The organism is Pseudomonas sp. LB3P25 (assembly GCF_054897985.1).
Genome location: NZ_CM142711.1, coordinates 4,305,945 through 4,324,423, shown reverse-complemented (window position 1 = coordinate 4,324,423; position 18,479 = coordinate 4,305,945). Strand labels below are relative to the sequence as shown.

The 18,479-nt window shown below is 59.0% G+C and carries 17 protein-coding genes, 1 tRNA gene and 1 pseudogene; 12 read left to right on the top strand and 7 right to left on the bottom strand.

The window, feature by feature from the left end; genetic code table 11:
• Positions 1-38: 38 nt before the first annotated feature.
• The 4 genes and pseudogenes from ACYZTW_RS19655 to ACYZTW_RS19640 form a co-directional block, all read right to left on the bottom strand.
• Positions 39-602 carry a TetR/AcrR family transcriptional regulator gene (locus ACYZTW_RS19655; protein WP_201181782.1) on the bottom strand — a complete coding sequence of 188 codons (564 nt, stop codon included), beginning with the start codon at positions 600-602 and terminating at the stop codon, positions 39-41.
• Positions 603-850: 248 nt separating this feature from the next.
• Complete coding sequence (locus ACYZTW_RS19650) at positions 851-1,552, bottom strand: glutathione S-transferase family protein (protein ID WP_111448925.1); 702 nt, start codon at positions 1,550-1,552, stop codon at positions 851-853.
• Positions 1,553-1,810: 258 nt separating this feature from the next.
• Positions 1,811-2,325, bottom strand: a pseudogene (locus ACYZTW_RS19645) (recombinase family protein); the annotation flags it as partial.
• 624 nt (positions 2,326-2,949) lie between these two features.
• Positions 2,950-3,037, bottom strand: a tRNA-Ser gene (locus ACYZTW_RS19640).
• Between the two features lie 123 nt (positions 3,038-3,160).
• On the opposite strand from ACYZTW_RS19640, the gene ACYZTW_RS19635 reads away from it, so the two are divergent.
• On the top strand, positions 3,161-3,832 hold the full coding sequence (locus tag ACYZTW_RS19635; protein ID WP_008155030.1) for a Bax inhibitor-1/YccA family protein: 672 nt from the start codon (positions 3,161-3,163) through the stop codon (positions 3,830-3,832).
• Between the two features lie 65 nt (positions 3,833-3,897).
• Here the strand turns inward: ACYZTW_RS19635 and ACYZTW_RS19630 are convergent, their stop codons facing one another.
• The gene (locus ACYZTW_RS19630; RefSeq protein WP_462001402.1) at positions 3,898-4,335 is read right to left on the bottom strand and encodes an Lrp/AsnC family transcriptional regulator; all 438 of its coding nucleotides are present in this window, start codon (positions 4,333-4,335) and stop codon (positions 3,898-3,900) included.
• 135 nt (positions 4,336-4,470) lie between these two features.
• Here ACYZTW_RS19630 and ACYZTW_RS19625 point away from each other — a divergent pair, with 135 nt between their 5' ends.
• On the top strand, positions 4,471-5,361 hold the full coding sequence (locus tag ACYZTW_RS19625) for a DMT family transporter (RefSeq protein ID WP_462005799.1): 891 nt from the start codon (positions 4,471-4,473) through the stop codon (positions 5,359-5,361).
• Positions 5,362-5,540: 179 nt separating this feature from the next.
• On the opposite strand, the gene ACYZTW_RS19620 is transcribed toward ACYZTW_RS19625, so the two are convergent.
• Positions 5,541-6,560, bottom strand: coding sequence for an FUSC family protein (locus ACYZTW_RS19620; RefSeq protein ID WP_462005798.1), 1,020 nt, complete (start codon positions 6,558-6,560; stop codon positions 5,541-5,543).
• 67 nt (positions 6,561-6,627) lie between these two features.
• Positions 6,628-8,253 carry an NADP-dependent glyceraldehyde-3-phosphate dehydrogenase gene (locus tag ACYZTW_RS19615; protein WP_462001401.1) on the bottom strand — a complete coding sequence of 542 codons (1,626 nt, stop codon included), beginning with the start codon at positions 8,251-8,253 and terminating at the stop codon, positions 6,628-6,630.
• A gap of 375 nt (positions 8,254-8,628) precedes the next feature.
• On the opposite strand from ACYZTW_RS19615, the gene ACYZTW_RS19610 reads away from it, so the two are divergent.
• The 10 genes from ACYZTW_RS19610 (at position 8,629) to ACYZTW_RS19565 (ending at position 18,398) form a co-directional block, all read left to right on the top strand.
• Complete coding sequence (locus ACYZTW_RS19610; protein ID WP_462001400.1) at positions 8,629-9,516, top strand: Dyp-type peroxidase; 888 nt, start codon at positions 8,629-8,631, stop codon at positions 9,514-9,516.
• 16 nt (positions 9,517-9,532) lie between these two features.
• Positions 9,533-10,501 carry a Gfo/Idh/MocA family protein gene (locus ACYZTW_RS19605; protein WP_462001399.1) on the top strand — a complete coding sequence of 323 codons (969 nt, stop codon included), beginning with the start codon at positions 9,533-9,535 and terminating at the stop codon, positions 10,499-10,501.
• A gap of 278 nt (positions 10,502-10,779) precedes the next feature.
• Complete coding sequence (locus ACYZTW_RS19600; protein WP_462001398.1) at positions 10,780-11,532, top strand: GntR family transcriptional regulator; 753 nt, start codon at positions 10,780-10,782, stop codon at positions 11,530-11,532.
• Positions 11,529-13,274 (top strand): fumarate reductase/succinate dehydrogenase flavoprotein subunit, encoded by a 1,746-nt coding sequence (locus ACYZTW_RS19595; RefSeq protein WP_462001397.1) that lies wholly within the window; start codon positions 11,529-11,531, stop codon positions 13,272-13,274. The genes ACYZTW_RS19600 and ACYZTW_RS19595 overlap by 4 nt, the downstream gene beginning before the upstream one ends.
• Before the next feature lie 25 nt (positions 13,275-13,299).
• Positions 13,300-13,545 (top strand): 4Fe-4S dicluster domain-containing protein, encoded by a 246-nt coding sequence (locus ACYZTW_RS19590; protein WP_007946457.1) that lies wholly within the window; start codon positions 13,300-13,302, stop codon positions 13,543-13,545.
• 234 nt (positions 13,546-13,779) lie between these two features.
• Positions 13,780-15,186, top strand: a complete 1,407-nt coding sequence (locus ACYZTW_RS19585) for an ABC transporter substrate-binding protein (RefSeq protein WP_462001396.1) — start codon at positions 13,780-13,782, stop codon at positions 15,184-15,186.
• A gap of 338 nt (positions 15,187-15,524) precedes the next feature.
• A complete protein-coding gene (locus ACYZTW_RS19580; protein WP_462001395.1) occupies positions 15,525-16,307 on the top strand; it encodes an ABC transporter permease in 783 nt (260 codons plus the stop codon).
• A complete protein-coding gene (locus ACYZTW_RS19575) occupies positions 16,307-17,155 on the top strand; it encodes an ABC transporter ATP-binding protein (protein WP_462001394.1) in 849 nt (282 codons plus the stop codon). The genes ACYZTW_RS19580 and ACYZTW_RS19575 overlap by 1 nt, the downstream gene beginning before the upstream one ends.
• A complete protein-coding gene (locus ACYZTW_RS19570) occupies positions 17,152-18,114 on the top strand; it encodes a HEAT repeat domain-containing protein (RefSeq protein ID WP_462001393.1) in 963 nt (320 codons plus the stop codon). The genes ACYZTW_RS19575 and ACYZTW_RS19570 overlap by 4 nt, the downstream gene beginning before the upstream one ends.
• On the top strand, positions 18,111-18,398 hold the full coding sequence (locus ACYZTW_RS19565) for a DUF971 domain-containing protein (RefSeq protein ID WP_462001392.1): 288 nt from the start codon (positions 18,111-18,113) through the stop codon (positions 18,396-18,398). Before ACYZTW_RS19570 ends, ACYZTW_RS19565 begins: the two co-directional genes overlap by 4 nt.
• Positions 18,399-18,479: the final 81 nt, after the last annotated feature.

Sequence of the window (18,479 nt, the reverse complement as noted above, 5' to 3'; positions counted from 1 at the left end):
AAAGCCGCCCGTTCGCTGCACCGAGTCGCTGGCAGTTGCTACGCCGGCAGAGGTCCGAACGCGCGGTATGAATCGACCAGGGCATCGAAAAGCGAGATATCCGAGCGACTTCTAGCAAAGAGCTGGGCACCGACAATAGCTGCGAAAATTGCACGTGCTCTAGATTCACTCTCACTTGATTCGCACACCTTCGCAGCCAATAGAAGCTTGCTTAGCCATGCAATGTTGACATCAGCAAAGGTCTGAATTTCTTTAGTCATTTCAATGGGTAAAGTATCGGTTTCAGCGCCCATGAAACTGCCCAGGCAGAGACGATTGTCAGCCTCAAGCGATCTTCGGAAGATTTCAGGAAAGCGACGCAGAGCGTCAATCGGAGATGGGCTTTCTGATTCGATCATCTCGAGTGCGAGCGCACCGTCCTCCCAATATCGTTTGGCAACGGCAATACCCAGATCGGCTTTGCTTGGAAAATGGTAGTAAATACTCGCCGCTTTGATACCAACATCTTGCGCAAGGTCGCGGAAATTCAAACCATTGTAGCCCTGCGATTGGGCAATTTTCTTGGCCGCCAACAAAATGGCTTCCTTGGAGTTGACGCTCATCTTGGTGCCTTTCGTCTTGGGACGATCTCTTAGATAGGGAAAGCTAATTTACAGCAAACGCCTACCGTGTGACAGGTAGATTGTCAGTGAGAGCAGTGCGTTCAATGCAACTAGGGTGCTCAGGCAGAAGCCGTTCCATCATGGTTCAGCAAGCGGCATCGCCAGCCGACACTAGCGAGAACACTACGGTCACCGAGAAAGCCAGGGGATGGCGATCTCGGCGTACCGGAGTTTCCATTGAGAAGCTGTTACTGGGCTGGCGAATCCAGCTCAGGAATACCGCTGTTGCGATCAGCGTAGGCCGCTTGGAAGCTTGGACGTTTTGTCCAACGCTGCCAGTACGCATCTAAGAACTCAAAACGCTCGTCCAGTGGAGTGGCATTGACCGGGAATTTCGAGAAGGCGATCGCGGTTGCCAGGGTAATGTCCGAGAAGGTCGGGGCATCGCCGCCGAGCAGCCATTCGCGGCCGTCTGACAGATGACGATTGACCAGTGCGGCGTGAGCCAACGCTTCCTTACGGCAGTGTTCGCCCCAAGCCTCATTCTTGGTCAGTTCTAGCTTGAAGCCGAGGCCGGTGTGCAACACGTGGAATGCTGTAACGATGCGGTACAGGATGTGCACCCACACCCGGTTATCCCACATGTTATCCAGACCCTGTTCCAGTGCGGTCTCTCCCATGATCTTGCGACCGGGATACTCTTGGTCAAGATAACGAACGATGGCAGCCGTTTCGGAAATGTAGCTACCGTCAGCCAGTTGAAGAGTGGGAGTTTCGCCCCACGGGTTCATATTCAAATGACGCCAGCCACGCTGTTCTCCTACAGGGGACATGTCATAGATGGTCTCGGCAAATTGGTCAGCGATGCCCTTTTCGTGCATGAACAGACGCAGACGCTGTGGGTTCGGAAAGGCCGAAGGCGAAGTGAAAAGCTGAAGTTTAGTAGTCATTGTCGATCCTACAGGTTGGTGGCTGGGCAACCTAACTAACGTTAGGTAGTCAAACCTTAGCTGGGGATTCGATGCACGTCAACACCTATCTAACATTTGTTAGGTAAATCTTTTTGTGTGTCGTCGCGGTTGATACGATATCTCAGCGTCTGCATAGCTGAAGGCGGGGGCAGAATGACGCCGGACGGTCGAGCGAATGCAAATGACTTGTCAGGTCGAATGCAAACGGGTGTTCAAGTGGAGTGCAATTTCGCAATTGCTGTCGACTAACTGCCGTCTGAGCCCAAAACTAGCCGGGCCACCTTGACGATACCCAAGCTCAATGAGTCGAGATTGCCCCGCAAAAACTTTCACTGACAGTTCCCGACTGTACTCACCGGCCATCATCCGTTTCACGCTTTTGACGATGTTGGAGACCGGTGATCCGTCGTTGGTAAATTGCTCCGCATAGTATTGAACGGAGACACCTGCTTGGCGGCAGCGCACTTCGTAGCTGGCGCTGACGTCTGGATCCTGGAAGCGGCCCCAGCGACTGGCGTCATAGACGAGAACCGTTGAGTAGTCGGCACGACCACTCTCCACGTCGAAGAACAGTTGCTTCAGAGCATTCCGCCCCTCCAGGCGAAGACCGCTTTTACCCAAGTCCGTATAGACCTTGACGATCTCGAGAGTGTGGGTGGCGGCAAAAATGCGGATAACGTCGAGCTGATTTTTAGTCGAATACTGCTGATGTTCAGTGGACATGCGGACATGCGGACATACGCGGCTGCCAAGGTCGTGTTTGTTTCATTGTGAGCTCACCCGCGCCAGTGAGCGTGTGCATCGCCAACATCCTCAACCTGATCCAGCGGCCGGTAGGGCGAAATCAAAGTCGTGATCAGTCACTGCGTTTTTCGAAATAGCTCTAAAGAAGGTAGAAGACGGGGGGACAGAAAAATGTTCACGAAAACGGGCAATTCTTTTCTGGCTCAAAAACAGTACGCAGCTGGAATGGCCAGAGCTCTTCATATGGAGCTTGGTGGAACGCATCAGGCGACAAAAACACTGATGCGATGGACGAACGCGAACGATTTAGCCAATCTGTTGCATCGATCGGTTGAATCCACAGCCGATTGCTGCCTTCGTTTCCATCCCACCACAAAATCGAAAACGCCGCTCATTGAGCGGCGTTTTCGAATGCGTTTTATTTGTTAACCCAGGCCCCACATGCTTTCGCGTTTCATACCTGATCGATCCTTGCTACCGCACTGATTGCCAGCGATGAGGAGTTCAAATGTTAGCCGCTCGTCGAAAATCGATGATTTATCCAAGGTATGGGCTGAAGTATGGGCTGCAGGGTTTTGTCAAAAGCCAGAAACGAAAAAGCCCTGAATAATCAGGGCTTTAGCGTGTAAATATGGCGGAGGCGATGGGATTCGAACTCATGGACCTGTTACAGTCGACGGTTTTCAAGACCGTTGCCTTAAACCACTCGGCCACACCTCCGTTTGCGTTGCGGGCGCCATAATACCTGAATGAAACACACTGTCAAACTCTCTGCATAGCTTGTTACAGAGCGTCTGTTATGATCTTTGCGACTGAACGTTTCAAACCAACAGGAGTGTCGCCATGCGCGAACAGGATTACGCAGTTAATAACAGCGTGCAGGCTGAGCAGCTAGAGGTTAGCCGCGTCCTGCGCAACACTTACGGCTTACTCGCTCTCACCCTCGCATTCAGCGGCGTGATGGCGTTTGTCGCTCAGCAGATGCGTGTCGGTTACCCGAACGTTTTCGTGGTGCTGATCGGTTTCTACGGCCTTTTCTTCCTCACCAACAAACTCCGTGATTCGGCCTGGGGCCTGGTGTCTGCATTTGCCCTGACCGGTTTCATGGGTTTCCTGCTCGGCCCGATCCTCAATCGTTACCTGGGCATGCAGGGCGGCGCTGAAGTGGTCAGTTCCGCGTTTGCGATGACTGCACTGGTGTTCGGCGGTCTGTCGGCTTACGTGCTGATTACCCGCAAGGACATGAGCTTCCTGGGTGGTTTCATCACCGCAGGCTTCTTCGTGCTGCTGGGTGCGACGTTGGCGAGCCTGTTCTTCCAGATCAGCGGTCTGCAACTGGCGATCAGCGCAGGTTTCGTGCTGTTCTCCTCGGTCTGCATTCTGTTCCAGACCAGCGCCATCATTCACGGCGGCGAGCGCAACTACATCATGGCGACCATCAGCCTGTATGTATCGATCTACAACCTGTTCATCAGCTTGTTGCAGCTGTTCGGCATCATGAGCCGCGATGACTAATCGTCAGCCTTGAGGAAAAAACCCGCTTCGGCGGGTTTTTTCTTGCCTGCGATTTGACTAAAGGCTCACGCCATTGGCGGCAGCCGGCGCTTGACCGGGGTTTTCTTGACGATCGCAGTGTTGGTTTCGGCGTGGGTGTTGAGGCGGTCGAGCAGGGTGTCCAGTTGTTCCATCGAACGCACGTGCAGGCGGGCAATGAAACAGTCGTCGCCGGTGACCTTGTCGCACTCGGTGAATTCGGCGATGGCCTGGATCTGTCGCTCCACTTCCTGTAGTTGGCCCGGCAGCGGGCGAATGCGGACGATGGCTTGTAATTGATAGCCGAAGCATTTGGGGTCGATCTCGACGGTATAGCCTTTGAGCACGCCACGCTCTTCGAGGCGGCGCAAACGCTCGGCGACGCTGGGCGAAGACAGGCCGCTGATTTGCGCCAGCGCCTTGAGCGAGCGGCGTGAGTCTTCCATCAATGCCGTGATCAGCACTTGGTCGATATCGTCGGTCATGGCAAAACCCCTATTAGGCAGTTAATTCAAACCGCCTTGATAAAAAAGGCAGAAACCGAGTTTAGCCTGCTTTTTGCGCTGGAGAAGCCCCTCGGCGGATTGGCATACTTTGGGCTCAAACACAGGAGTCTGATGATGGACAAAACAATACGTCACGGGTCATTCGAAATGACCGCCGCCATGCTGATTTCCGGGACCATCGGCTGGTTCGTGCTGGTGTCCGGGCAATCGGTGCTGGATGTAGTGTTCTGGCGTTGTGTGTTCGGCGCCGGCACGTTGTTGCTGATCTGCGCGGCATTCGGCTTCCTGCGCCCCGGCATTCTGACCCGCACCACGTTCTTGCTGGCCGTACTCAGCGGCGTGGCGATTGTCGGCAACTGGGTGCTGTTGTTTGCTTCTTACTCCCGCGCCTCGATAGCCATCGGCACGGCGGTTTACAACGTTCAGCCGTTCATGCTGGTGGGGTTGGCCGCGTTGTTCCTCAACGAGAAAATCACCCTGCAGAAACTGTTCTGGCTGGGCCTCTCGTTTCTCGGGATGCTGGCGATTGTCAGCGCACATGGCGGGCAGGGCGAGAGCGGCAATGATTACCTGATAGGCATCGCTCTGGCGCTGGGGGCGGCATTCCTTTACGCGATTGCCGCGTTGATCATCAAACGCCTGACCGGCACACCGCCGCATCTGATCGCGCTGATTCAGGTCCTCACCGGCGTGCTGTTACTCGCGCCATTCGCGCATTTTTCGGCACTGCCGCAAGCGCCGAGCGCGTGGGCCAGTCTGGTAACCCTGGGCATCGTCCACACCGGCGTGATGTACGTGCTGCTTTACGGCGCCATTCAAAAACTGCCGACGGCACTGACCGGTGCGCTGTCGTTCATCTATCCGATTGCAGCGATTTTTGTCGACTGGTTTGCCTTCGGCCATCGCCTGGAGCCGCTGCAATGGATCGGTGTTGCTGCGATTCTGTTGGCCGCTGCCGGCATGCAACAGGGTTGGAGCCTTAAGTTTCGTCGGGTGGCCGTTTAATATCCGCCGCCACACTGTAAACCTTGTAGCAGCTGGCGAAGCCTGCGTTCGGCTGCGCAGCAGTCGTCAAATTGGAGTTCGCGCGGTGCATCAGGCAGACCATACAAGTCGGATTTACGACTGCTGCGCAGCCGAACGCAGGCTTCGCCAGCTGCTACAGCGTACGGCTTAGACGCGGGTCAGATGTTCCAGCGCGGTGCCGTCTTGGCCAAGCGCTGGCGCATCTCGCCGATGTTGGCGGCTAACTGTCGGATCAATAACCGGTAGCCGTCCAGCGGATTGTAAACCGGTGCGGCCAGGCTTGAATCCGACGGCAATTCGACGGGCCGACTGAGCCGCTGGGACGCACCGGATTTCAGCGCCCGGGCCATACCGATCAGTTGCACCCGAATCAGCCGGTGCTCGGCTTTCAAGGCCGATTGCAGATGGGCCATGGCATCGGGGTCACTGGCATCCGGTCGGGTGTTGCCGAGGATTTCCAGGGTGCTGACGCACATCCGCAGATGGCGCTGAATGGCATCGAGTTCGGTCATGGAGATCCGCACTTCCTTGGACACCGATGGCATCAACGAGCGCAGTTGCACCATCACCGTATTCAAGCGACCCACCAGTTTATGGTGTTCGTCATCGGTGACCGATTGGCCATTGATGATGCGCCCGTAGATCGTTGCGCAGTCGCGCAAGGCATCGGCCAGGTTATAGCGCCAGGAATAAACCGCGTAGAGCGGCAGGGCGAAAGAAAACGCCAGGGCCAGGGCGATGCCGATCAGGATGTCCACCCCACGCCACAATCCGTCGGTGATCGGATTATCGCCATGCCCCGCGACGATAAACACGGTAATCGCCGAGAGCAACGCGGTGTAACCGCCCTTGCCGATGGCGTGGTACGAGAAGAACCCGCAAACCACGGCCATCGCGAAATAGGTCAGCCACGGCATCCCGAGCCAGGCCTGTTGCGCCACCAGCAGCAAGCCGACGCCGGCACCGATCAAGGTGCCGATGGCGCGCTCGGCGGCTTTTTTGCCGATGTTGCCGTGGTGCTGCAAACCGCCAATCACCACCAGCATCGTCACCGACGCCCACTCACCGTGGGGCAGATGGATGCCGGTGGTCAGCAGGATCGTTGCCAGTAACCCCAGCGACACACGCACCGCGTGGATCACCCTGGCGTGGCGATAGCGCCGATACGGGTCCAGCAACGGACGCAGCAGTCGGCGCACAAGCAGTGGTAGTCGGCTGTCTCTGAATGTACTCAGGCTCGTCTCCTTAGAAGATGTAATCAGTGGTCAGGAAACTCGAGCTGCGTCCGCTGATGATCTCGCTGATGAGTTCTTTGTTGGTTTCCTGGAACTTGGTCGCCACGAGCGTGCGAATCGAAAACACCCGCAACGCATCATGCACCGACAGCGTGCCTTCGGCGGAGTTCTTGCGGCCGTTGAACGGGAAGGTGTCCGGGCCACGCTGGCACTGGGCGTTGAGGTTGATCCGGCCGACCTGGTTGGCGAAGGTGTCCACCAGCCGGCCGACGGCTACCGGGTTGGTGCCGAAGATACTCAGCTGCTGGCCGAAGTCCGATTCCAGGACGTAATCAATCACTGTGTCCAGATGCCGGTAAGGCACGATCGGCACGACCGGGCCGAACTGTTCCTCCTGATAAACGCGCATCTGTGGCGTCACCGGGTACAGCACGGCGGGGTAGAAGAACGAAGCGCGGGCTTCACCGCCGTTGGGGTTCACCACGGTGGCGCCTTTGCTCACGGCATCCGCCACCAGCGAGTGCAGGTAATCGACTTTGCTCGCTTCCGGCAACGGCGTCAGCGCCACGCCGCTGTCCCACGGCATGCCGGGTTTTAGGCTGGCGAGTTTGGCGTTGAATTTCTCGATGAACGCCTCGACCACGTCTTCGTGGACGAAAAGGATTTTCAACGCGGTGCAGCGTTGACCATTGAAGGACAAGGAACCGGTGAGCGCTTCGCTGACCGCGTTGTCCAGATCCACCTCAGGCAAAACAATGCCGGGATTCTTTGCATCCAGACCCAACGCCGCGCGCAAGCGGTGCGGTTTTGGATGCAGTTTTTTCAGGTCGCTGGCAGCTTTGTTGGTGCCGATAAACGCGAAGATGTCGATCTTGCCGCTGGCCATCAGCGCGCTGACGGTCTCGCGGCCGCTGCCGTAGATCACGTTGATCACTCCGGCCGGGAAGCTGTCGCGGAACGCTTCCAGCAACGGACGAATCAGCAGTACACCGAGTTTGGCCGGTTTGAACACCACGGTGTTGCCCATGATCAGCGCCGGAATCAGCGTGGTGAAGGTTTCGTTCAGCGGGTAGTTGTAAGGTCCCATGCACAACGCCACGCCCAGCGGTACGCGGCGGATCTGGCCGAGGGTGTCCTGTTCCAGTTCGAAGCGGCTGGAACGGCGGTCGAGTTCCTTGAGCGCATTGATGGTGTCGACGATGTAATCGCAGGTGCGGTCGAACTCCTTTTCCGAGTCCTTGAGGTTCTTGCCGATTTCCCACATCAGCAACTTCACCACCGCTTCGCGCTGTTCGCGCATGCGTCCGAGGAAGGCTTCGACGTGCTGGATGCGTTCGGCCACCCGCATCGTCGGCCACAGGCCCTGGCCCCGGTCATAGGCGCGGACGGCGGCGTCGAGGGCGGTCAATGCGGTGTCGGCATCGAGCAGTGGCGTGCTGCCGAGGATCACTTGTTCATCGCCATTTTCGCCCGTCAGGTACACCGGGCTGCGGACTTGGGCGAGGGGCCCGGACCAGGTTTTCAGCTCACCGTCGACCAGGTACTCACGCTGCTCGGTCTGGTCGTCGAGACGGTATTTTTCCGGAATGTCGGTGGAGTCGGGAAACAGGTTGCCAAGGATGTGTGCTGTGGTCATGTCGCTACCCCGTGTGGATTGGGTGATGCGGATAAGGTCTGTTATCGCTACGCACTGCTGTCAGGTCAAGGCCTGATCACAACGCGGGTGTCGAATGTGGCGGCGAGAGGCTACAAACCAATCATGCAGTTGTTTGAGCCTATTCCAGGCTACGCGCTCGATCAGCATAGCTGAATCGTTTTATCAGATGGCAACACGGATTGTCATGACCCACAGCACATTGGCTATCTTGATCGGTTGAAAGAGGGATGAAAGTGGTAAAGCGGGTGAGGCGCAGTATTTATGGGCTCGGTGCGGTATGGGCGGTTTTTGACCTGAAAACACACAACGGCCAATGCTGCGGTTAAACTTCGCGCTCTTTCTAAAGGAGTTCATATGAGTTACTACCAGCCGGGCATTCTCGCCACCCCAGTTCCGCCTCAAGCCCGTCATATGTTCTTCGCACTCGAATCTGCCGCTGCCTTGCCGGCCGCGCTGGAGAATCTGAATGGGCTGGTGGACGGGAAGTCGGCAGTGGTCGGTTTCGGTGAATCCCTGGTCAAAGCCCTCAAGGGGCAAATCGAAGGCCTGCGCACCTTTCCAGCGTTGACCGGTGTCGGCGTCGACAACCCGTCGACCCAGCACGCGCTCTGGTGCTGGTTGCACGGTGTCGACCGTGGCGAACTGCTCAATCGCAGCAACGCCATCGAAGCGGCGTTGGCCCCGGCGCTGCGCCTGGTGCAGATGAACGAAACCTTCCGCCACCTCACCGGCCACGACCTGACCGGTTACGAAGACGGCACCGAAAACCCTCACGACGAAGCCGCCGTCGCCGCCGCGCTGGTGAGTGACGGCGCTGACGGAATGGTCGGCGGCAGTTTCGCCGCGATCCAGCAGTGGCAGCACGACCTGAAGGGCTTCCACGGGATGCCGTCCCATGAGAAAGACAACATCATGGGCCGTCGTTTGAGCGACAACGAAGAGATCGACGACGCGCCGATTTCCGCTCACGTCAAACGCACCGCCCAGGAAAGCTTCGCCCCCGAGGCCTTCGTGGTGCGCCGTTCCATGCCGTGGATCGAAGGCGACCGCGCCGGCCTGATGTTCCTCGCCTTCGGTTTCTCCCTCGACGCCTTCGAAGCCCAATTGCGCCGCATGAGCGGTCTGGAAGACGGCATCACCGACGGTTTGTACCGCATCAGCCGGCCGATCACCGGCGGCTACTACTGGTGCCCGCCGCTCAAGGACGGTCATCTGGACCTGCGCGCGCTGCGCATCGGCTAAACATCAGGGAGTGAGTATGAACGTGGTGCGTTGGGGCATGATTGGGTGTGGCAGCGTCGCTGAGCGCAAGAGCGGGCCGGCCTTCTATAAGGCGCCCGGTTCGGCACTGGTGGCGGTGATGGGCCGGCGTCTGGAAGCGGTGACGGATTACGCCGCACGCCACGGCATCGCTCGGGTCTACACCGATGTCGACGCGCTGATCAATGATCCCGAGGTCGACGCGGTGTACATCGCCACGCCGCCTGACAGTCATCACGCTTATGCCTTGAGGGTGGCCGCCGCCGGCAAACATTGCTGCGTCGAAAAACCGATGTCGTTGAATGCCGGGCAAAGCCGTGAGATGCAGAAGGTCTTTGCCGATGCCGGGCTGCACCTGTTTGTTTCCTACTACCGGCGTTCGCTGCCACGCTTCCAGCAGGTGCGGCAATGGCTGGAGGAAGGGCGGATTGGCGAGGTCCGGCACCTGACTTGGACCCTGACCAAAGCGCCATCTCCGACCGATCTTGGCGGTACAGATAACTGGCGCACCGACCCGGCAATTGCTGGCGGTGGTTATTTCGCTGACCTGGCCAGTCATGGTTTCGACCTGTTCCAGTACCTGCTGGGTGACATCGTCGAAGTCGCCGGGTTTACGGCTCGGCAAGCCGGTTTGTATGCCGCTGAAGACGCCGTCAGCGCCTGTTGGCGGTTTGCTTCGGGCGCCATGGGCATGGGCTGCTGGAATTTCGTTGCAGACCGCCGCGAAGATCGTGTCGAGCTGATCGGCAGCAAAGGCCGGATCAGCTTTTCCGTATTCGATGAGCATCCGGTTCAACTTGAAGCCGATGAAACCCTCAGCCTGCACATCGACAATCACGAGCACATCCAGTGGCATCACGTACTGGGCATGAACGCGCATATCCGTGGTGAAGCGCAGCATCCGGCCGTGGCCGAACAGGCATTGAAAACCGATTGGGTGATGGACCAGATCCTCAAGCGCGACTAACGCTCACTGAATGCCCCGCGATGTAGCAGCTGCCGAGCACCGCGAGGCTGCGTTCGGCTGCGCAGCAGTCGTAAACCCTGCATGCAAGATTTCCCTGACACACCGCGCTACCTGATTTCACGACGGCTTCGCCGCCGAACGCAGCCTCGCGCTGCTCGGCAGCTGCTACAAGGTCTGCGGTCTTTGTGTGAGTCTAACCTTATGCTCAAACAGTATTTCTCAAGCCTCCCATTAGAACTTTAAGATCACGTCATAACTCGTTATAACAAGTGATCTTCATGACCGATAACGTTCTATCCCTGAGCAGTGTTCCGCTGCACACCCAGCTGCGCGACGTGCTTCGCGCCCGCATCCTTGACGGCGAGTACCCGCAAGACAGCCAGATGCCTTCCGAAAGCGAACTCGGCACGCTGTTCAAAGTCAGCCGCATCACAGTGCGCCAGGCCTTGGGGGATATGCAGAAAGAAGGGCTGATCTTCAAGATCCACGGCAAAGGCACCTTCGTCGCCAAGCCGAAAACCTTCCAGAACGTCAGCACCCTGCAAGGCCTGGCGGAGTCCATGACCGGGCGCGGTTACGAGGTGATCAACCGCCTGCGCAGCTTCAAATTCATTCCCGCCGACAAACTCGTTGCCGAGCGCTTGCAAGTCGCCGAAGGCGAGACCGTGGCGCAGATCAAACGCGTGCGGTTGATCAATCGCGAGCCAATCTCGCTGGAAATCACCTACCTGCCAAAAACCATCGGCGAGCGCCTGGAGAAGGCCGATCTGGTCACCCGCGATATTTTCCTGATCCTGGAAAACGACTGCGGTCTGGCCCTCGGTCATGCTGACCTGGCCATCGACGCAGTGCTGGCCGACAGCGACCTGACCCAGGCGCTGAATGTCGAGCCCGGCTCGCCGATCATGCGCATCGAGCGCCTGACCCACGACGCCAGCGGCCAACCCGTGGACTTCGAACACCTTTACTACCGCGGCGATGCCTTCCAGTACCGCCTGCGGATCGACCGGCAAAAAGGGGCGCAGGCATGACTAGCAGCTCAATAACTAGAAGCACGCTCGAACAGGAATACGACATCGTCGTGATCGGCGGCGGCACCGCAGGACCAATGGCGGCGATCAAGGCCAAGGAACGCAACCGCGATTTGCGCGTGTTGCTGATCGACAAGGCCAACGTCAAACGCAGCGGCGCGATCAGCATGGGCATGGACGGCCTGAACAACGCGATCATTCCCGGTCACTCGACGCCGGAGCAATACACCAAGGAAATCACCATCGCCAATGACGGCATCGTCAATCAGGCAGCGGTGTATGCCTACGCGACCCACAGCTTCGAAACCATTGAGCAGTTGGACCGCTGGGGCGTGAAGTTCGAGAAGGACGAAACCGGCGACTACGCGGTTAAAAAGGTCCACCACATGGGCGCCTATGTGCTGCCGATGCCGGAAGGGCACGACATCAAAAAAGTCCTGTACCGCCAGTTGAAACGGGCGCGGGTGAGCATCACCAATCGGCTGGTCTGCACGCGATTGCTGACGGACGAAGAGGGTGCGGTCAACGGCGTGATGGGGTTCGATTGCCGCACCGCCGACTTCCACGTGATCAAGGCCAAAGCGGTGATCCTCTGCTGTGGCGCCGCCGGGCGTCTCGGTTTGCCGTCCTCGGGTTACCTGATGGGCACCTACGAAAACCCGACCAATGCCGGCGACGGTTACGCCATGGCCTATTACGCCGGCGCCGAACTGGCGAACCTCGAATGCTTCCAGATCAACCCGCTGATCAAGGATTACAACGGCCCGGCCTGCGCCTACGTCACCGGTCCTTTGGGCGGCTACACCGCGAACAACAAGGGCGAACGCTTCATCGAGTGCGATTACTGGAGCGGCCAGATGATGTGGGAGTTCCACCAGGAACTCGAAAGCGGCAACGGCCCGGTGTTCCTCAAACTCGATCACCTGGCCGAGGAAACCATCCAGAACATCGAAGAGATCCTGCACAGCAACGAACGCCCGAGTCGCGGCCAGTTTCACGCCAATCGCGGCACCGACTACCGCACGCAAATGGTCGAGATGCACATCTCGGAAATCGGTTTTTGCAGCGGTCACTCGGCGTCTGGCGTGTGGGTCAACGAGAAGGCCGAGACCTCGGTCAAGGGCTTGTACTCGGCCGGTGACATGGCCGCAGTGCCGCACAACTACATGCTCGGCGCGTTCACCTATGGCTGGTTTGCCGGCACCAATGCGGCGGATTTTGTCGCCGGACGCGAGTTTTCGACGGTCGATGCCAAGCAGATCGAAACAGAAAAGGCCCGGGTCTACGCACCGCTGGACCGCGAACACGGCCTGCCGCCGGCTCAGGTCGAATACAAGCTGCGGCGCTTCGTCAACGACTACCTGCAACCGCCGAAAGTGACCAAGAAGATGCAAATCGGCTTGCAACGCTTCAGCGATATCCAGCGCGATCTCGATCAGATCAAGGCGCACAACGCCCACGAACTGATGCGCGCCATGGAAGTGAGCATGATCCGCGACTGTGCCGAAATGGCCGCCCGCGCTTCGTTGTTCCGCGCTGAAAGTCGCTGGGGGCTTTACCACTATCGGGTCGACCACCCGCAACGTAACGACAGCGACTGGTTCTGCCATTGCCACCTGAAAAAGGGTGACGACGGCCAGATGACCAGTTTCAAGAAAGCCGTCGAGCCTTACATCATCCCGCTGGACGCCGATGAAATGCAGGCCTACGACCGGCTGCGGGTCGGTGCCTTTGCTGCCTGAGCCTCACAAAAAGAGAGACCGCGAAATGGCCTATCAACCCCAGGAAATCTTCTTTCGTTCCAACGCGCCCGTCACGGTCGATGAGGACCTTTGCATTGCCCACAAAGGCTGCACCGTGTGCGTCGACGTCTGCCCGATGGACCTGTTGGCAATCAACCCGGCCACGCAAAAGGCCTACATGGCGTTCGACGAATGCTGGTACTGCATGCCGTGCGAAAAGGACTGCCCGACCGGGGCGGTGAAAGTTGAAATCCCGTATTTGTTGCGCTGACTGACAGGATGCCATCGCGAGCAGGCTCGCTCCCACAGTGGATCGAAGCCAGTCGAAAGTCCCGAATACACCGATAAACCTGTGGGAGCGAGCCTGCTCGCGAAGAGGCCAGTCCAAACAACCTAACGCCATCCGGTAACCCCCGGACGCTTGCTTCAAAACACCCCTCGTTTCCCACCGCGCCCTGATCGTGGCGGAGACGAATATCCTAAAAATGATTCGAGGGGATTTACCATGTTATTGCGCGCAGCATTTGCCGGTCTGGTACTGGCTTCATTCACCTTGTCGGCGTCGGCCGAGACCATCCGCATTGCCATCGGCACCCAGGACACCACGATCAACTGCGCCGCCGGCGGCTTGTTGATTCGCGAGCTGGGCCTGCTGGACAAATACCTGCCCCACGACGGCCCCTACAAAGACGCCAAGTACGACGTCGAGTGGAAGAACTTCACCAGCGGCGCGCCCCTGACCAACGAGATGGTTGCCGGCAAACTCGACTTCGGCGCCATGGCCGATTTCCCCGGTTCGTTCAACGGTGTGGCATTTGAAACCGCGGGCAAGCACAGCCTGTTCATCAGCGTGCTGTCGGGCAGCATCAAGGGCAGTGGCAACGGCATCGTGGTGCCGAGCGCCTCAAGCGTGCAGTCGCTGGCGGAACTCAAGGGCAAGACCATTTCCGTGCCGTTCGCCTCGACGGCCCATGGCATGTTGCTGCGGGCCGTGGCGGCGCAAGGCTGGGATCCGCTGAAAGACGTGAACATCATCGCGCAGCTGCCGGAAGTCGCCGGCTCTGCGTTGCAGGCCGGGAAGATCGACGCCCACGCCGACTTTGTGCCGTTCGCCGAACTGTTCCCCAGCCGTGGTTTCGCTCGCAAGATTTATGACGGCGCCCAGGCCAATGCGCCGACTTTTCACGGCGCGTTAGTGGATCAGGCCTACGCGAAAAAGTACCCGGAAATTGTGGTGGCTTACCTGCGTGCAAGCATTGAAGCCAACCAGTTGCTCGCGGCTGAGCCGGAGAAATACAGCGAGTTGATCGCCAAGGTCACCGGTGTCGATGCCGAAGTCAATTACCTGTTCCACGGTCCGCTGGGTGTGCAAACCCGCGACCTGAGCTGGAAGCCGGAATACCGTCAGGCCGTCGGGACCGCCATCGACACCCTCAAGCTGTTGAAGAAAGCCGATCGCGGGTTGGACCTCAATACCTTCATCGACGACCAATACATCCGCGCTGCGTTCAAGGCCTCGAATCTGGACTACACCGCGCAATTGGCCAACTACGCGCAGACACCGCTCAAGGCGGTGGATGCGTCGAGCGGTAAAGCCATCACTGATTTCAGCCATGTGGCGGAGATCTGGGTGCGTGGTGAGCCGAAGGTTCGGCAGTACGCCTCGGCGGAGTCGGCTTTTACTGCGTTGGCTGGGTTGAAGCAGGAAGGCAAAAACATTCGTGCGGTGTATGCCCAGGCGAGTGACAGCGGGATCAAGTTGCTGGCGGATCAGGCGTGGTTTGCCAGTGATGCGAAGGGGCGGCTGAGTGCGTTTCTGCTGAAGGGGCAGGCTCAGCAATTTGCGGCGGCTCAGGGCGGCAAGGTGTTTGACTTTACCGATGCTACGACTCAAGCCGTCGCCACTCGCTGAGTTGGGGGGGGAGTCAAAAGCCACCCCTCACCCCAACCCTCTCCCCATAGGGGAGAGGGGGAAAGGGAGCCAATCTCCATGCTTTTCAAAGCCTGAGTTCGACTCGAGGTCGCAGGTCGCAGTACATCGCCCAAACACCTCGGTCAGTCCCCTCGCCCCTCTGGGGAGAGGGGGAAAGGGAGCCGATCTCCATGCTTTTCAAATCCTGAGTTCGACTCGATATTTCAGGTCGATGTAACTCGAAAGAACAACTCGGTCAGTCCCCTCGCCCCTCTGGGGAGAGGGTTAGGGTGAGGGGTAGTTCTCCCGTCCTGCACCATCTACAACTGGAACCCGATATGCCCAAATCACTAACCCGCTGGATCCCCCGAGCCGCCTCCTTACTGCTCTGCCTCCTATTCTGGCAACTCGCCGCCAGTCACCACTGGAACCTCGGCCTGGTCACCTTCGCCAACGTCCCGACGCCACTGGCGGTGATCGACGCCGCCCTCGGCCTCGGCGACTCCGGCAAGCTCGCGCAACACCTCGGCAGCAGCCTCAGCCGAGTCTTCGCCGGGTATCTCAGCGCACTGATCATCGGCATCGCTTTGGGCCTGGCCATCGGTCGCTCGAAATGGGCCGAAGACTTACTGCTGCCACCCTTGGAAGTCCTGCGCCCGATCCCCGCCGTGGCCTGGATTCCGCTGGCGATCCTGATGTTCCCCTCGTCAGAGCTGTCGATGGTTTTCATCACCTTCACCGGCGCGCTGTTCCCGATTCTGCTCAACACCGTGCATGGCGTCGAAGGCGTCGACCCACGGCTGATCGCCTCGGCGAAAAGCCTCGGGGCAGGGCGCCGGGCAATTCTGCTGGAGGTGATCCTGCCGGGTGCTGCGCCGAGCATCATCACCGGCCTTGCGATCGGCATGGGCACCTCATGGTTCTGCCTGGTGACCGCCGAAATGATCTCCGGCCAGTACGGCATCGGCTATTACACCTGGGAGTCTTACACCATCCAGAACTACGCCGACATCGTGGTCGGCATGTTGTTGATTGGCGTACTGGGGATGGGCAGCAGTTGGCTGATCAAACGGCTGGGCGGGCTGTTCACGCCCTGGCACCGACCACGAGGAAAAGCCTGATGAGCGTGATGCAAACCCCTGAAGGGCGGATCGACATCCGACAATTGTCCATTGTCCTCGGCGAAGACAAGCAAGCCTTCGAAGCCGTGCAAGGTCTGGATTGCCAGATCGAACCGGGGCAATTCGTGTGCATTCTCGGGCCGTCCGGTTGCGGAAAATCGACCTTGCTCGGTGCACTGGCCGGTCACCTGCAACCGCGAACCGGCACCTTGACAGTCGACGGTACGCCGGTCTCGGGCCCATCGCCGCAGCGTGGCATGGTGTTCCAGCACCACACGCTGTTCCCTTGGCGCACCGTGCGCGACAACGTCGCTTTCGGCTTGAAAATGCGTGGCATCGGCAAAGCCGAACGCCACCAGGCTGCCGACGAAATCCTTGCGCTGGTGGGCCTCGAAGGGTTTGCCGAACGCTGGCCCGATCAGCTTTCCGGCGGCATGCAACAACGGGTAGAAATCGCCCGGGTGTTGATCAATCGCCCGCGCCTGTTGCTGATGGACGAACCCTTCGGCGCTCTCGACGCGCTGACCCGGCTGAACATGCAGGAGCTGCTGCTGGACATCTGGACGCGAATTCGCACCACCGTGGTGTTCGTCACCCATGACATCGATGAAGCGCTGTTCCTCGCCGATCGGCTGCTGGTCATGAGTTCGCGCCCGGGCCGGATCATCGAAGACCTGCGCCTCGATTTCCCGCGGCCACGCACCACCGAACTGGTCACCAGCCACGAGTTCTCCCGCTTGAAGCGTCATTGCCTCGAGTTGCTGCGTCACGAAGACGGTCGGCAGTTACCGCGCCTGAACCCTCTCGGACTTCCCCTTGAAAACAAACTGCCGCGATTTGCCCTATGACCTCTCTATTCGATGTAACCGATAACGACGACATTCTCGCCCTGCAACCGCGCCTGACGGATGAAGATCCCGGCGTGCGCAGAATTGCCCTGATCGAACTGGCCGACCTTGAAGAACCGGACGGTTTGCTTTGGCTGGTCAATCGCCTTGCGCAAGACCCGACCGAAGAAGTCCGCGCCGAAGCCGCACGATTGCTCGAAGCCTGGGAGGACGAACCGGTGGTCGAAGCGCTGTGCCAGGCCCTGACCGATCCTTCCCAAGCGGTGCAAGCGGCTGCCGCGCAAAGCCTTAGCCTGCTCAAGACCGAGGCGGCGGGCAGGGTGATTCTGCCGTGGACCGGGCATGCCGACATCAACGTGCGCATCGCCGCTTTCAGGGCCTTGCGTGAGTTGCGCTTTCCCGATGCCGCCGCTGCTGCTTTAGGGGCATTGAGCGATGAAGACGCCAGTGTCCGCCGCGAAGCCGTCGGCGTACTCGGCTGGCTCAAGCAGCTCGATGCCTTGCCGGCGCTTGCTCGATTGGCCAGTGACGACCCTGACACTGAAGTCCGTCGCGCCGCCACCGGAGCCCTTGGCCTGGCCTCCGACGCCCACGTGTTGCCGGCGCTACGCCACGCCTTGCAGGACGCAGCCTGGCAAGTCCGCGAAGAAGCCGCCACCACGCTGGGCAAGGTCGGTCACGTCGACGCCGGTCAGGCCTTGGTCGAAGCCTTGAGTGACGATTACTGGCAAGTGCGCCTGCGCGCCACCCGTAGCCTCGGTCGTTTGCGTTACGTCCCTGCCCTTGAAGCGTTGATCGAAACCCTCGGCCACCGCATCAGCAACCTGCGCAAGGAAGCTGCCCTGGCCCTCGGAGAGTTGAACGATCGGGGCGCCATCGCACCCTTGCAGGCCGCGCAGGACGACGGCGACCCGGAAGTGCGCAAAGCCGTGCGCATCGCCTTGAGTCAGCTGCAATGAACCCGGTGGCGATTGGCAATTCCCAGAGCAAACAGCAGCTGCGGTTGAACTGGCCGGATGGTCGCGAGCAGTTGTTGGAGCACGCTGAGTTGCGTCGTCAGTGTCCGTGTTCGCAATGCCGGGCGTTTCGGTTGCAGGGGGTGAGGGTGAAAGTCGATGAGCGCATCCGCGTGATTGAACTCAACCAACAGGGCTACGGCGTGCAACTGATCTTCAGCGACGGCCACGAACGCGGCATCTACCCATGGCCCTACCTGGCACAACTCGCCCCCGAAAACGACTGAAACCCCTGTGGGAGCGAGCCTGCTCGCGAATGCGGACTGACATTCAGCACAGATGTCGACTGACACACCGTATTCGCGAGC